Raw genomic sequence first — 13,414 nt, forward strand, 5'->3', positions numbered from 1 at the left:
TGATGCCCGATCCACGGGGGGTGACGCTCAGCGAGCGGGCTTGGGGCACGACGGATGCGTGCCCACCGTCACCAGCTCGGCGACGGCCTGGCGCGGATCGCCGCTGGTCACCAGACCCTCACCGACGAGCACGGCGTCGGCACCGGCGCCCGCGTAGGCGAGCAGGTCGGCCGGGCCGCGCACACCGGACTCGGCGATCTTGAGGACGTTGCTCGGCAGCCCGGGGGCGATGCGCGAGAAGGTGGTCTTGTCGACCTCGAGCGTCTTGAGGTTGCGGGCGTTGATGCCGATGACGGTCGCGCCGGCCTCGAGGGCGCGGTCGGCCTCCTCCTCGGTGTGAGCCTCGACGAGCGCCGTCATGCCGAGCGACTCGACCCGGTCGATCAGGGCGGTCAGCACGGTCTGCTCGAGGGCGGCCACGATGAGCAGCACGATGTCGGCGCCGTGGGCGCGGGCCTCGTGGATCTGGTAGGGACCCACGATGAAATCCTTGCGCAGCACCGGGATCCGCACGGCGCGGCGCACCGCGTCGAGGTCGGCGAGGCTGCCGTGGAAGCGGCGTTCCTCGGTGAGCACGCTGATCGCACGCGCTCCCCCGGCTTCGTAGGCCTTGGCGAGCTCGGCCGGATCCGGGATGTCGGCGAGCGCCCCCTTGGAGGGGCTGGCGCGCTTGACCTCGGCGATGACGGCGATGCCGGGCTCGCGCAGGGCGGCCTTGGCGTCGATCGGCGGGGGCGCACTCGCAGCTGCTGCCTTGACGGAGGCGAAGTCGACGGCCGCCTCACGGGCGGCGACATCGGCTCGTACTCCCTCGAGAATCGAGTCGAGAACTGTCATCGTGGCTCGAGTCCTTTCCCACCCTGGCTCAAATCCGATGTGATTAACCTCATCGGATTGATCCGAGCCTAGTGGTCGCGGTTACGAGGGTCGTCGCCGGGTACCCGATTCACCCGGCTCGCCCTCGTCGTCCCCGTTTTCCGCAGGATCGTGCGGGTCGACGGTGGGGTCCTCCCCCGCGTCGAGCGCATCCCACAGGACCCGCTCGGTGACGGGTTCGTCCGAGTCGTCGCGCCGTGTCGCGGCCTCGCGGCGGGCGGCAGGGGCGTCGTAGCGCGACGAGAGCCCGGCCTTCTCCCGCGGGGTCCGCCAGACCGCGACGGCCGCCACGAGAGCGACCAGCGTCCCCAGCAACGCCAGCAGGGCGGGCGCGGCGGAGACGTCGACGGCGGTGACCTCCGCGCGGTCGGGCAGTTCGGCGATGCGCGCCACCGACTCGGGGTCCGCGCCGGAGGCCAGCAGCTGCACGGCGGGGATCCCGGCGGCCACCGCAACGGCGGCCACCGCGACCGCCACGACCCGCAGCGCGATCCCCCGCACCGCGAAGACCGCCGCGACGGCAGCGAGCAGCGCGAGCGCGAGCGGCGTCAGGGCCGCGGCCCACTGCCCGCCGACGAGGGCGAGTACGCGGTCGACGCCGAGGCCGTCGGAGGAGACGGCCTCGACCCAGGTCATGCGGCTCGATCCCCACAGCATCGCCGCGGCGACCACGAGCAGTCCCGCGGCCACGACGGTGGGCCGGCGACCCGCCCGGGCATCGCCGGGGACGGGCTGCGGTTCGGTGGTCACCGTGCGTCACCGCCGTAGTTGGACAACGTCGACGCGGCGGCGACCGCCGCGAGCGCGGACATCGCCTTGTTGCGGGCCTCGGTGTCCTCGGCGTCCGGATCGGAGTCGGCGACGATGCCGGCGCCGGCCTGCACGTAGGCGACACCGCCCTTGATCAGGGCGGAGCGGATCGCGATGGCGGTGTCGGCGTCGCCGGCGAAGTCGAGATAGCCGACGATGCCGCCGTAGATCCCGCGCCGGGTGGGTTCGAGTTCCTCGATCAGTTCCATCGCGCGGACCTTGGGGGCACCCGAGAGGGTGCCGGCGGGGAAGCACGCGGTGACGGCGTCGAGGGCGTTCCTGCCCTCGGCCAGCCGGCCGGTGACCGTGGAGACGAGGTGCATGACGTGGCTGTACCGCTCGATGTGCCGGTAGTCGTGCACCTCGACGGTGCCCGGGGTGCACACGCGGCCGAGGTCGTTGCGGCCGAGGTCGACGAGCATGAGGTGCTCGGCGTTCTCCTTCTCGTCGTTGACGAGGTCCTTCTCGAGCAGGAGGTCCTCCTCCTCGTCGGCGCCGCGCCACCGCGTCCCGGCGATCGGGTGGGTGGTGGCGACCCCGTCGGACACCGTCACGAGAGCCTCGGGGCTCGAGCCGACGATGGAGAACGCGGTCTCCCCGTCGGGGCCCGGGATGTGCAGCAGGTACATGTAGGGGCTCGGGTTGGAGGCGCGCAGCATCCGGTAGACGTCGATCGGCTCGGCGGGGCAGTCGATCTCGAAACGCTGCGAGAGCACCACCTGGAAGGCCTCGCCCGCCTCGATGTCGCCGATGAGCTTGCGGACGTCGGTGCAGAAGGACTCGGTGGTGCGCTGACGGCGGTAGGCGGGCTCGGGCCGGGAGAACGTGGCGACCGTGGCGGGGGCCGGGGCCGCCAGGGCGGCGGTCATCCGGTCGAGCCGGGCGACGGCGTCGTCGTAGGCCTCGTCGACGCGCTCGTCGGAGCCGTCCCAGTTCACCGCGTTGGCGATGAGCCAGATGGTGCCCTCGTGGTGGTCGACGGCCGCGATGTCGGTTGTCAGGAGCATGACCAGTTCGGGGATCTGCAGGTCGTCCTCGGCGATCACCGGCAGCTTCTCGAGGTGCCGGACGATGTCGTAGCCGAGATAGCCGACCATGCCGCTGGTGAGCGGCGGCAGGCCGTGGATGCGGTCGGTGTGCAGCAGGTCCAGGGTCTCGCGCAGGACGTCGACGGGGTTGCCGCCGGTGGGGGCACCCGCCGGGACGGTGCCGTACCAGGCGGCCTCACCGTCGACGACGGTCAGCGCCGCGGGGCTGCCGGCGCCCACGAACGACCAGCGCGACCACGAGCGGCCGTTCTCGGCCGATTCGAGCAGGAAGGTGCCGGGCCGGTTCGCCCCGAGCTTGCGGTAGGCCGACAGCGGGGTCTCGGCGTCGGCGAGCACCTTGCGGGTCACGGGGACCACGCGGTGCTCGGCGGCCAGCTGCCGGAACTGCTCGCGGGTGGTGGTCGTATCGGACCAACCACCACCGGGGGTCGGGTCGGTGGTGGCTGCGGGAATGGTGGTGGGCTCGCCGGACATGCGCACCATCATCCCAGGGACGGCGCCGGACGGTGCACGGGGCGGTCAGGCGACCTGGAAGGACCGTTTGGCCAGGCCCATCCAGAAGCCGTCGACGACCTGATCGATGCCGCGTCCGGGCTCGTCGGCGGCACCGAGGGTGACGAACAGCGGCGCGAAGTGCTCGACGGTGGGGTGCGCGTAGGGCATGCCGGGGGCGCGGTGCCGGAAGTCGAGCAGGGCGTCGACGTCGCCGCGCGCGAGCTGTTCGGCGGTCCAGTGGTCGAACTCGGCGGACCAGCCGGGCGCGGGCGCCTCGGGACGCGGGTCGCGCAGGAACGGCAGCCCGTGGGTGGTGAAACCGGAGCCGATGACGAGCACGCCCTGCTCGCGCAGCGGACGCAGGCGACGGCCCAGGTGCAGCAGACGTTCCGGGTCCAGGCTCGGCAGGGAGATCTGCAGGACGGGAATGTCGGCGTCGGGATACATCACGGTCAGGGGCACGTAGGCGCCGTGGTCGAGTCCGCGATGGGGCTGCTGCACGACGCGTTCGTCGTCGGGCATCAGCGCGGCGACCTGCCGGGCGAGATCGGGCGCGCCGGGGCTCGGGTAGGTCACCTCGTAGAAGCGGCGCGGGAACCCGCCGAAGTCGTAGACGAGCGGGGTGCCGGTGGTGGTGGAGCCGATGGTCAGCGGCGCGGATTCCCAGTGCGCGGAGACCACGAGGATCGCGGTGGGCCGCGGCAGGTCGGCCGCCCAGCGCTGCAGCTGCGACACCCACAGCTCGCTGTCGACGAGGGGCGGCGCGCCGTGGCTGAGGAACAGGGCGGGTACGGTACTCAATGTGACTCCCTAGGTTGAAGCTTCAACTATAATAGGCCACAATCCCGGAGCCATCCATTCCATTCCCCGGCACGGACCCGAGCGAGGACCAGCATGAGCAACGACGACCCGCGGTGGCTCGATCCGATCCAGCAGACGGCCTGGCGTTCACTGGTCTCCGTCGTCACCCGGTTGCCCGCCGCCCTGGACACCCAGATGCAGCACGATTCGGACATGACGCACTTCGAGTACTTCGTGCTCGCGTTGCTGTCGGAGGCACCCGAGCGCCGGGTGCAGCTCAGCGCGCTGGCGGCGGAGGCCAACGCGTCGCTGTCCCGGCTGTCGCACGTGGTCACCCGGCTGGGCCGGCGCGGCTGGGTGGAGCGGGAGCCGATCCCCGGCAGCCGCGGCTCGTACGCGGTGCTCACCGACGCCGGCTACGCGAAGGTCGTCGAGACCGCCCCGAGCCACGTCGAGGCGGTGCGGCGCCTGGTCTTCGACGGCCTCGACGACGAGCAGGTCCGGGAACTGGCCCGGCTCGGGGCGGCGCTGGTCGAGCAGATGGACAAGGCCATCGCGGGTGGGATCGGGCGGGCCTGAGACACCGCCGGGATCGGGCGGGCCTGAGACACCGCCGGGACCGGGCGGGCCTGAGACGGCTCAGCCGAGGGGTGTGCCGCCCACACCCCAGTTCTCGCGGGGCACCTCGGTGATCGTCACCCACACCGACGACGGGTTCTTGCCGGCCGCTTCGGCGTAGGCGGCGGTCACGGCGGCGATGACGTTCGCCTTCTGTTCGTCGGTCAGGCCGGGCGTCTGGCTGATCTGGATGAGTGGCATGCAGGCATTGAGGTTTTCTCACCAGAGAGTCACCGACGACAGCAAAGACATCCGAACGGTGTGGCGTGAAAAGAGGACGTGGGGTCCTGCCTGGTAGGGATTGTTTCGAGCAAGAAGCAACCCGGAGCAGGACCCCACGTGATTACCTATCGTGCCACGCTCGACGTGCCCGAGCACACCCTGACCTTCGTCGCCCGTATCCTCGCTGCCCACCGCCGCAGGACCGATCGCCGGCCGTGGCAGCGGGCCGCGACCGTCTACGTCCAGGCTCTGATGGTGCTGCGGTGGTTCCGCGACGGCACCGACGTCGCCACCCTGGCGCGCGATGCCCGCATCTCGCAGGCCACCGCCTACCGGTATCTCCACGAAGGTATCGACGTGATCGCTGCGCACGCCCCGGACCTGCACGACGTGCTCGAACGTGGGATCGAGTCCGGCTGGGAGCATGTCTGTCTCGACGGCACCCTCATCGCCTCGACTCGCTGCCGGGAGCGTTCCGAGTCCGGGCACGACGTGTGGTACTCGGGTAAACATCGCCGCCACGGCGGCAACGTCCAGGTCCTGACCGATCCGACCGGCTACCCGATCTGGGTGTCCGAGGTTGCCCCCGGTTCGGTGCACGACCTCACCGCTGCTCGTCGGGGCGGGATCCTCGGCGCCCTCTACCACGCTGCCGCCGGCGGGATGCCCACCCTCGCCGACAAGGGGTACACCGGTGCCGGGATCGGCGTCCACGTCCCGACGAAAGGCCGTGATCTCGATATCGGCACTCGTTGCCGCAACACGCTGCTGTCTGCGATGCGTGCTCCGGCCGAACGCGCGAACGCGCTGCTGAAGACCCGGTGGAAGGCGCTGCAGCGAATCAGTCTATGTCCGTGGAGGATCGGCTCGATCGCTGCTGCGGCTCTCGTTCTTCTTCACCTGCAAGCACCGGCCTGGTGAGAAAACCTCATTGTCGCAGCCGTCACGGCGCGCTCCGCACCTCGGTACTGCGGAGCGCCGGGCGTGTGGGGGCTATTCGGCGATCGGCTGTGCTTCGAGCAGCACGTCGGTGTCGAAGCAGGTGTGGGTGCCGGTGTGGCAGGCCGCCCCCACCTGGTCGACGACCAGCAGCACGGTGTCGCCGTCGCAGTCCAGCCGCACCTCGTGGACGTGCTGGGTGTGGCCGGACGTCTCGCCCTTGACCCAGTACTGCTGCCGGGACCGCGAGAAGTAGGTGGCCTTGCGGGTGGCGAGGGTGCGGGCGAGGGCCTCGTCGTCCATCCAGGCCATCATCAGCACCGCCCCGGTGGAGCGTTCCTGGACGACGGCGGCGAACAGGCCGTCGGCGTTGCGCTTGAGCCGCGCAGCGATCGCGGGATCGAGGATGTCGCTCATCGGACCGTGATCCCTTCTGCGCGCATGGCGTCCTTGACCTGCGCGATGGTGAGTTCCCGGAAGTGGAAGACGCTGGCGGCGAGCACCGCGTCGGCGCCGGCGTGCACGGCGGGCGCGAAGTGCTCGGCGGCACCGGCACCGCCGGAGGCGATGACGGGCACGCTCACGGCCTTGCGGACGGCCTCGATCATCTTCAGGTCGAAGCCGTTCTTGGTGCCGTCGGCGTCCATGGAGTTGAGCAGGATCTCCCCCACGCCGAGTTCCTCACCGCGACGCGCCCATTCGACGGCGTCGATGCCGGTGCCACGACGGCCGCCGTGGGTGGTGACCTCCCAGCCGCTGGAGGTGGGTTCCTGGTCGGCCGGCACGGTGCGGGCGTCGACGGACAGCACGATGCACTGCGAACCGAACCGTTCCGCCATCTCCTTGAGCACCTCGGGCCGGGCGATGGCCGCGGTGTTGACGGAGACCTTGTCGGCCCCGGCGCGCAGCAGGCGGTCGACGTCCTCGACGGTGCGGACGCCACCACCGACGGTGAGGGGGATGAAGACCTGTTCGGCGGTGCGGGTGACGACGTCGAGCATGGTGCTGCGGTCGCCGCTCGAGGCGGTCACGTCGAGGAAGGTCAGTTCGTCGGCGCCCTGCTCGTTGTAGAGGGCGGCGAGTTCGACGGGGTCGCCCGCGTCGCGGAGGTTCTCGAAGTTGACACCCTTGACCACCCGCCCGGCGTCGACGTCGAGGCACGGGATGACCCGCACGGCCAGTGTCATGTTCGATCTCCTTCGGAACCCAACTGTTGCGCCACGGACTGCTCCGTCGCCGATTGCACTATCTCCAGTATCTCGCCGTGCACTCCGGGTGCCGCGGCGACCACCGATCCGGAGCCGATGCGCCAGGGCCGGCCCGCGAAGTCGGTGGCGATGCCCCCGGCCGCACGGACCAGCGCGACACCGGCGGCGTTGTCCCAGGGGTGGTGGCCGAACACCACGGCGCCGCCGAGGGCACCGACAGCGGTGTAGGCGAGGTCGGCGCCGGTCGAGCCGTGCATGCGTAGCCGCGCGACACGCCGGCTCAGTTCGGTGATGACCGCCAGCCGGCGGGTGCCGGGGACGCGGCCGCGACTGTCGATGTCGAAGCTGCCGACGCCGATCATGACGTCCTCGAGGCGCGCGGGTCTCAGCGGCTCGGCGGGTTCACCGTCGACGAGCAGCGGACCGTCGGCGACGGCGGCGAACCGCTGCCGGGCCAGCGGCAGCCAGGTGAGCCCCGCCACGGGTTCGCCGTGGTCGACGAGGGCGAGCAGGATGCCCGCCATGGGCAGTCCGGCGGAGTAGTTGACGGTGCCGTCGACCGGGTCGAGCAGCCAGATGGTGCCCTCGTCCGCCGCCGGGCCCCCGAACTCCTCGCCGTGCACCGCGATCCCGGTGCGGTCGGTGAGCATCCCACCGATGCGGCGTTCGAGTTCGAGGTCGATGTCGGTGGCGAAGTCGTTCGGGCCCTTGTCCACGGAGCGGGGTGCCCCGTGGCCGGCGACGAAACGATCCGCGACCTCGTCGAGCACGTCGCTCGCGACGGCGAGCAGACGGTGCAGGTCCGCGGAGTCGGTCATCGCTCAGCCGGAGACGGCGGCGAGCGCCTCGGGGAGGGTGAAACGGCCGGCGTAGAGCGCCTTGCCGACGATCGCTCCCTCGACGCCCTCGTCGACGAGGGTCGCGATGGCACGCAGGTCGTCGACGGTCGAGACGCCGCCGGAGGCGACCACCGGGGAGTCCGTCGCCGCGCACACCTCGCGCAGCAGGTCGAGGTTCGGCCCGGTGAGGGTGCCGTCCTTGCTGACGTCGGTGACGACGTAGCGCGCGCAGCCGTCGCGCTCGAGTCGTTCGAGGACCTCCCACAGGTCGCCGCCGTCGGAGACCCAGCCGCGGCCGCGCAGCCGCCACTGGCCGTCGAGGAGTTTGACGTCGAGGCCGACGGCGATGCGGTCGCCGAACTCGCCGATGACCTTGCGGCACCATTCGGGGTTCTCGATCGCGGCGGTGCCGAGGTTGACGCGGGCGCACCCGGTGGCCAGGGCGGCGGCGAGGGTCTCGTCGTCGCGGATACCGCCCGACAGTTCGACCTTCACGTCGAGTTCACCGATGACCTCGGTGAGGAGGGCACGGTTGTCGCCGCGGCCGAACGCCGCGTCGAGGTCGACCATGTGCACCCATTCGGCGCCGGCGTTCTGCCATTCGAGGGCGGCGTCGCGGGGCGAGCCGTATCCGGTCTCGCTTCCCGCCTCTCCCTGAACGAGGCGAACTGCTTCACCGTTGACGACGTCGACTGCGGGCAAAAGGACCAGGCTCACTGCGTACACATTAGTGCCTGCACCTGTGACGACGCCAAACGCCGCACCCTCCGCCCTCCTCGGCGCCTCAGCGGCCCGCGGGAGCGAGCCGCCCCTCCGGGGAGAACAGGGCGTCGGAGATGGCGTCGCAGAGACGGTGGAACTCGGGTGTGCGCTTGACCTCGGGCAGCCGGGGGCGCGGCAGGTCGATCTCGAAGTCCGCGCGGATGCGGCCGGGCCGCGCCGACATCAGCAGCACCCGGTCGGCGAGGAAGACGGCCTCCTCGATGGAGTGCGTGATGAGCAGGGTGGTCGTGGCGCGGCGGGTCCAGATCTCCTGCAGCAGGCCGTTGAGGTTCTGCCGGGTCATGTCGTCGAGGGCGCCGAACGGCTCGTCGAGCAGCAGGATGTCCGGTTCCGAGACGAGCGCGCGGGCGATCGAGGCGCGCTGGCGCATGCCGCCCGAGAGGTGCGCGGGGCGGGCGTCGGCGAAGTCGCCGAGCCCGACGAGCCGGACGAGTTCGGCGACCAGGCCGGGATCGGACCGGCCGGCCGCGGCGAGCGGCAGGGCGACGTTCGCGGCGACGGACCGCCAGGGCAGCAGCGCCGGGTCCTGGAATGCGATGCCCACGCCGTGGCGGCGGCGCACGACGTCGGGGTCCTCCCCCGCCACCTTCACGCTGCCGGTGGTGGGGGCGTCGAGGCCGGCGAGCATCCGCAGCAGGGTGGACTTGCCGCAGCCGGACGGGCCGACGATCGCGGTGAACGAGCCCGCGGGGGCGTCGAAGGACACGTCGGTGAGGGCTTCGACGCGGCCGCCGCGGCCGTCGAAGAACTTGTGGACCGCCGAGACGGAGATGCCCGGGGTGCTCTGCATGTCAATCTCCCATCCGTGCCAGCACCCAGGACTCCAGGGCGGTCACGATCGTGTAGGCGGCGATCATCGTCAGGGTGCACGCCACGACCGCCGCCCACAGCTGGTCGTAGGCGAAGGTGGTGGTCGAGCGCAGCATCAGATAGCCGAGGCCGGTGCCGGTGGCGAGCCATTCGACGAGCAGCGCACCGACGACCGCGGCGGGCACGGCGATCCGCGCTGCGGCGAGCAGGGCCGGCAGCGCGGCGGGGACCTGGGCGCACAGGAAGGTGCGGGTCGCGCTCGCGCCGCTCGCCCGGAAGACGTCGGTGACGCTGCTCGGCACCGCGCGCACGGCGGCGAGGGTCATGACGAGCGTCGGGAAGAAAGTGACGGCACCGCAGATGGCGGCGGCGGTGAACAGCCCGCGCCCGAAGACGATCATGAAGATCGGGGTGAACACGCCGAGGGGCACCGACTGCAGCACGATCGCCGGGGGCATCGCGACGTATTCGAGGGCCGGGACGCGCACCAGCAGCGCGACGAGCAGCAGCGCCGCTGCGGTACCGGCGAGATAGCCGACCGCCGCGAACGACAGGGTCTGCCCGAGCGCGTCGAACACCACCTCGCGGTGCTCGGCGGCGCGATCGCCGGTGAACAGGAACTGTGCGACGTCGAGGGGGGTCTTGGCCACCATCGGGCTCGGCTGCAGCAGTTCGACGGCGGCCCACCACACGGCGAGGGTCACCGTCACCGCGGCGACGAGCCCGCCGACGGCGGCGAGGATCCGGCGCGGCCCGGACATCGGCCGGCTCACCGGACCGAAGGTGACCGAGCCGGTGGACACGGTGGACGCCCACGGGGAGGTCAGCCTGTTGACCACGGCGGGGACGGCGTAGGCGATACCGGCCACGGCGGTGGCGGCGAGGGCCAGCGCCCAGGTCAGGGGCACGTCGAGTTGCTGCTGGGCGGTCATCATGGCGGGGCCGAGTCCCTCGGAACCCCCGAGATATTCGCCGATGATGGCGCCGAGCACCGCGGCGGGGCCGGCGATGCGCAGGCTCGCGAGCAGGCTGGGCAGCCCGGCGCGGATGCGGGCGAAGCGCAGTTCGGCGCCGAGACCGCCGCCGGTGGCACGGACGACGTCGAGCACGGTCGGGCTCACGGCGCGCAGGCCCACGACCGTGCCCACGACGGTGGTGAGCACGACGCCGAGCGCCGAGATCACGATCTTCGGGGCGTCGCCGTCGAGGAGCACGTAGAGCACCGGCCCGATCGCGAGGGCCGGCAAGAACGACACGACGGCGGCCAGCCGCAGCACGGTCACTTCGAGGCGCGGCACGACGAGCACGAACACCCCGAGCGTCACCGCGACGGCGTTGCCGATCAGCCAGCCGAGCGCCGCGACCCGCGTGGTGTCGAGGGTGTTGGCGAGGACGAGGTCCCGGTCGGTGACGAGGGCGGCGAGCACCGCGAGCGGGGTCGGGATCAGGGCGGGGCGGGCCACGGCGAGCAAGGTCCACACGAGCAGCAGGCCCGCGAAGCCCCCGATTCCGGACACGACCCGGCGGTCGAGCCGGAAGCGGGGACCGCGCCGGGCCGGGGGCACGCCGGTGGGGCGCGCCGGGGTCACCGGACCGGCGACGGCGGTGCTCATCCGTCGACCGCGACGTCGGCGAGCGCCGTCGCGAGGTCGGGTCGTGCCTCGTAGACCTCGGCCAGCACCGACAGGTCGAACAGTTCGTCGGCGGAGATGTCGAGGCCGGAGGCGGCGAGGGTCGCGAGGTTCTGGGCGACGAGCTCGTCGGTGACGGTCATCAATCCGGAGCTGCGGGTGGCGTCGGTGACGATCAGGCCGTTCTGGATGCGGGCGATCTCGGTCTGGACGGCGAGGTCGAGACCGAGATCGGGGGCGTAGGTGTCGATGGTGATCTCCGCGGCCCGCTCGGGGTTCTTCACCGCGACGATCCAGCCCTCGATCTCGGCGGTGAGGGCCTTGACGAGGTCGGCGCGCCGGTCGCCGTCGAGGTTCGACTCGTCGGCGACGTACACCTGGGCGACGAGCGGGTAGCCGTTGTCGGCGAGCAGCAGGGTCTCGACGTCGTAGCCGGCGGCGGCGAGGGTGACGGGTTCGTTGGTGACGAAGGAGAACCAGCCGTCGACCTCGCCCTGGGTCAGCGGCGAGGGGTCGAACTGGACGGGGACGGTGGTCACCGACGCGGGGTCGATGCCGGCGCCCTCGAGGAAGGCCGTCCACACGGTCTCGTTGACGGCCTGCACGCCGATGGTGCGGCCGACGAGATCCTGCGGGGTGCGGATCGGGGCGCTCGCCAACGACGTCACGGCGTAGGGATTCTTCTGGTAGAGCGCCCCGATGATCTTCACCGCCGCTCCCCCGTTGAGTCGCGCGGTGGCGACCTGGTCGGGGGTGGAGGCGACCCCGAGCAGGGCTTTGCCCACCCCGACGTCGAGCGGCGTCGGGGTGGCGGTCGGCCCGCCCTCGAGCAGTTCTACCGTGTCGATGCCCTGGGCGGCGTAGAAGCCGTCGGCGATCGCGAGGTAGGTGCCGGCGAAGGACACCGAGTGGGTGTAGGACAGCCGGAACGCGACCGATCCCGCGCCGCCGGAAGCGGTGCCATCGTCACCGTCGTCGGAGCAGGCGGTGAGCAGCGCGGATCCGCTGCCGAGCAGGATCAGTCCGCCGAGGGAGCGGGCAAGGAACGCGCGTCGGGGCATGGTCGTCACGTGGATGGACTCCTCGGGAGGACCGCCGGCGGGGGAACCGGCGGTGGGACAGGGGGTGGGGCGGGGACGGTTCAGGCGGTGAGGCCGATGACCTTGTATTCGAGGTATTCGCCGGAGTGCACCGGGTCGTGGACCGGCGGGTGGTCGGCGTCGGTGCACGAGGGCAGGCATTCGATGATCGCGGACCAGTTGGGGGTGTGGAAGAACGGCATGGAGATGCGTTCGCGGTCCCACTTCTCCGGCGGCGGGGGCAGGATGCGGTGGTGGGTGGAGACCCAGCGGTTGTTGGTCCAGATGGCCATGAGGTCACCGATGTTCACGACGAACGAGTTCTCGATGAACGGCACGTCGACCCATTCGCCGGTGGAGCGGTCGACGACCTGCAGGCCGCCCTCCTCGTCCTGGTAGAGGATCGTGAGGGTGCCGGAGTCGGTGTGCGGGAACTTGCGGAACTGCCCTTCCACCGGGGGTGTGGTGATGGGCGGGTAGTAGTTCGCGCAGAGGTTGGTGAGGTGGTTGTCGAACAGGCCGTCGAAGAAGTGCTCGTCGAGTTCGAGGCCGAGGGCGAAGAACCGCATGACCTCGAGCGCGAGGTGTTCGAGTTCGCCGTAGTACTCCAGCCAGGCCGGACGGAAGTCCTCGAGGCCGGGCAGGTCGGGCCAGCGGTTGGGACGGGTCCACACCTCGGCGCCCTCGGCGAGTTCGGTGGTGTCGGCGACGCCGGGTTCGCCGGCGCGGTTCATGGTGAACAGCTCGCACAGGTCCGGCGGCGAGTCGAGGCCGGTGGCGAGGCCGTCGGCGCTGGCGCCGTCGCGACCCTTGGTGCTGACGCGGCCCTCGTGGAACAGGCGCAGGCCTCGCAGGGTCACGTCGCCGGGCGGGGCGACAAGGTGGCGTCGCTGTTCGAGTGGGACGTGGAAGAAGCGGCGGGTGGCGTCGAGGACCCGGTCGATGAGGGCGCGGTCGATGCCGTGGCCGGAGAGCACGAAGAATCCGGAGGTGCGGCAGGCCTTGTCGAGCGCCCGCCCGACCGCGGCACGGGCGGCGGGATCGCCGGTGAGGGCGAGGGTGAGGTCGATCTGGGGGATGTAGCCGTCGAGGAGGACCGGGGAGTCCACGACGGTGGTGGGAGTGCTGCTGGGGTTCGTCACGGTTTCATCGTTGGGCACGCCGATGACGAATATTGTTGCGTAGATTAACTACATGTTACCGGTTTGTCCGGTTTCGTTCCGTCTGCGTAAAGCCGCAGTTCGCGCGCCGGAT

Annotated in this window: 15 protein-coding genes; 2 read left to right on the forward strand and 13 right to left on the reverse strand. The window is 71.2% G+C overall.

What is annotated here, in order from left to right; all coding sequences use genetic code 11:
* Positions 1–27 precede the first annotated feature (27 nt).
* From trpC to OED52_RS11795, 4 genes are all read right to left on the reverse strand, one after another.
* Positions 28–837 carry an indole-3-glycerol phosphate synthase TrpC gene (gene trpC / locus OED52_RS11780; protein WP_264151076.1) on the reverse strand — a complete coding sequence of 270 codons (810 nt, stop codon included), beginning with the start codon at positions 835–837 and terminating at the stop codon, positions 28–30.
* 81 nt (positions 838–918) lie between these two features.
* Complete coding sequence (locus OED52_RS11785; RefSeq protein ID WP_264151077.1) at positions 919–1,626, reverse strand: TIGR02234 family membrane protein; 708 nt, start codon at positions 1,624–1,626, stop codon at positions 919–921.
* Positions 1,623–3,209 (reverse strand): anthranilate synthase component I, encoded by a 1,587-nt coding sequence (locus OED52_RS11790; RefSeq protein WP_264151078.1) that lies wholly within the window; start codon positions 3,207–3,209, stop codon positions 1,623–1,625. Before OED52_RS11790 ends, OED52_RS11785 begins: the two co-directional genes overlap by 4 nt.
* Positions 3,210–3,254: 45 nt before the next feature.
* The gene (locus tag OED52_RS11795; protein WP_264151079.1) at positions 3,255–4,031 is read right to left on the reverse strand and encodes a dioxygenase family protein; all 777 of its coding nucleotides are present in this window, start codon (positions 4,029–4,031) and stop codon (positions 3,255–3,257) included.
* Between the two features lie 93 nt (positions 4,032–4,124).
* Between OED52_RS11795 and OED52_RS11800 the strand changes: the two genes are divergently transcribed.
* On the forward strand, positions 4,125–4,610 hold the full coding sequence (locus OED52_RS11800; RefSeq protein WP_264151080.1) for a MarR family winged helix-turn-helix transcriptional regulator: 486 nt from the start codon (positions 4,125–4,127) through the stop codon (positions 4,608–4,610).
* A gap of 60 nt (positions 4,611–4,670) precedes the next feature.
* Here the strand turns inward: OED52_RS11800 and OED52_RS11805 are convergent, their stop codons facing one another.
* Positions 4,671–4,850, reverse strand: coding sequence for a tautomerase family protein (locus tag OED52_RS11805; protein WP_264151081.1), 180 nt, complete (start codon positions 4,848–4,850; stop codon positions 4,671–4,673).
* Positions 4,851–4,988: 138 nt separating this feature from the next.
* Here OED52_RS11805 and OED52_RS11810 point away from each other — a divergent pair, with 138 nt between their 5' ends.
* A complete protein-coding gene (locus OED52_RS11810) occupies positions 4,989–5,792 on the forward strand; it encodes an IS5 family transposase (protein WP_145690968.1) in 804 nt (267 codons plus the stop codon).
* A 72-nt stretch (positions 5,793–5,864) separates the two neighbouring features.
* Here the strand turns inward: OED52_RS11810 and hisI are convergent, their stop codons facing one another.
* From hisI to OED52_RS11850, 8 genes are all read right to left on the reverse strand, one after another.
* A complete protein-coding gene (hisI, locus tag OED52_RS11815; protein WP_264151082.1) occupies positions 5,865–6,227 on the reverse strand; it encodes a phosphoribosyl-AMP cyclohydrolase in 363 nt (120 codons plus the stop codon).
* Positions 6,224–6,997 (reverse strand): imidazole glycerol phosphate synthase subunit HisF, encoded by a 774-nt coding sequence (gene hisF / locus OED52_RS11820; protein WP_264151083.1) that lies wholly within the window; start codon positions 6,995–6,997, stop codon positions 6,224–6,226. The genes hisI and hisF overlap by 4 nt, the downstream gene beginning before the upstream one ends.
* The gene (locus tag OED52_RS11825) at positions 6,994–7,836 is read right to left on the reverse strand and encodes an inositol monophosphatase family protein (RefSeq protein ID WP_264151084.1); all 843 of its coding nucleotides are present in this window, start codon (positions 7,834–7,836) and stop codon (positions 6,994–6,996) included. The genes hisF and OED52_RS11825 overlap by 4 nt, the downstream gene beginning before the upstream one ends.
* Before the next feature lie 3 nt (positions 7,837–7,839).
* Complete coding sequence (gene priA, locus OED52_RS11830; protein ID WP_264151085.1) at positions 7,840–8,574, reverse strand: bifunctional 1-(5-phosphoribosyl)-5-((5-phosphoribosylamino)methylideneamino)imidazole-4-carboxamide isomerase/phosphoribosylanthranilate isomerase PriA; 735 nt, start codon at positions 8,572–8,574, stop codon at positions 7,840–7,842.
* Positions 8,575–8,641: 67 nt separating this feature from the next.
* Complete coding sequence (locus OED52_RS11835) at positions 8,642–9,430, reverse strand: ABC transporter ATP-binding protein (protein ID WP_264151086.1); 789 nt, start codon at positions 9,428–9,430, stop codon at positions 8,642–8,644.
* A gap of 1 nt (position 9,431) precedes the next feature.
* Positions 9,432–11,063, reverse strand: a complete 1,632-nt coding sequence (locus OED52_RS11840; protein ID WP_264151087.1) for an ABC transporter permease — start codon at positions 11,061–11,063, stop codon at positions 9,432–9,434.
* Positions 11,060–12,142: an ABC transporter substrate-binding protein gene (locus OED52_RS11845; protein ID WP_264154674.1), complete on the reverse strand. Its 1,083-nt coding sequence runs from the start codon at positions 12,140–12,142 to the stop codon at positions 11,060–11,062. The genes OED52_RS11840 and OED52_RS11845 overlap by 4 nt, the downstream gene beginning before the upstream one ends.
* An 80-nt stretch (positions 12,143–12,222) precedes the next feature.
* Entirely contained in the window at positions 12,223–13,302 is a 1,080-nt protein-coding gene (locus tag OED52_RS11850; RefSeq protein WP_264151088.1) for an isopenicillin N synthase family dioxygenase, read from the reverse strand.
* Positions 13,303–13,414 lie beyond the last annotated feature (112 nt).

Source organism: Rhodococcus sp. Z13, from assembly GCF_025837095.1.
In the GTDB taxonomy this organism is placed as follows: domain Bacteria; phylum Actinomycetota; class Actinomycetes; order Mycobacteriales; family Mycobacteriaceae; genus Rhodococcus; species Rhodococcus sacchari.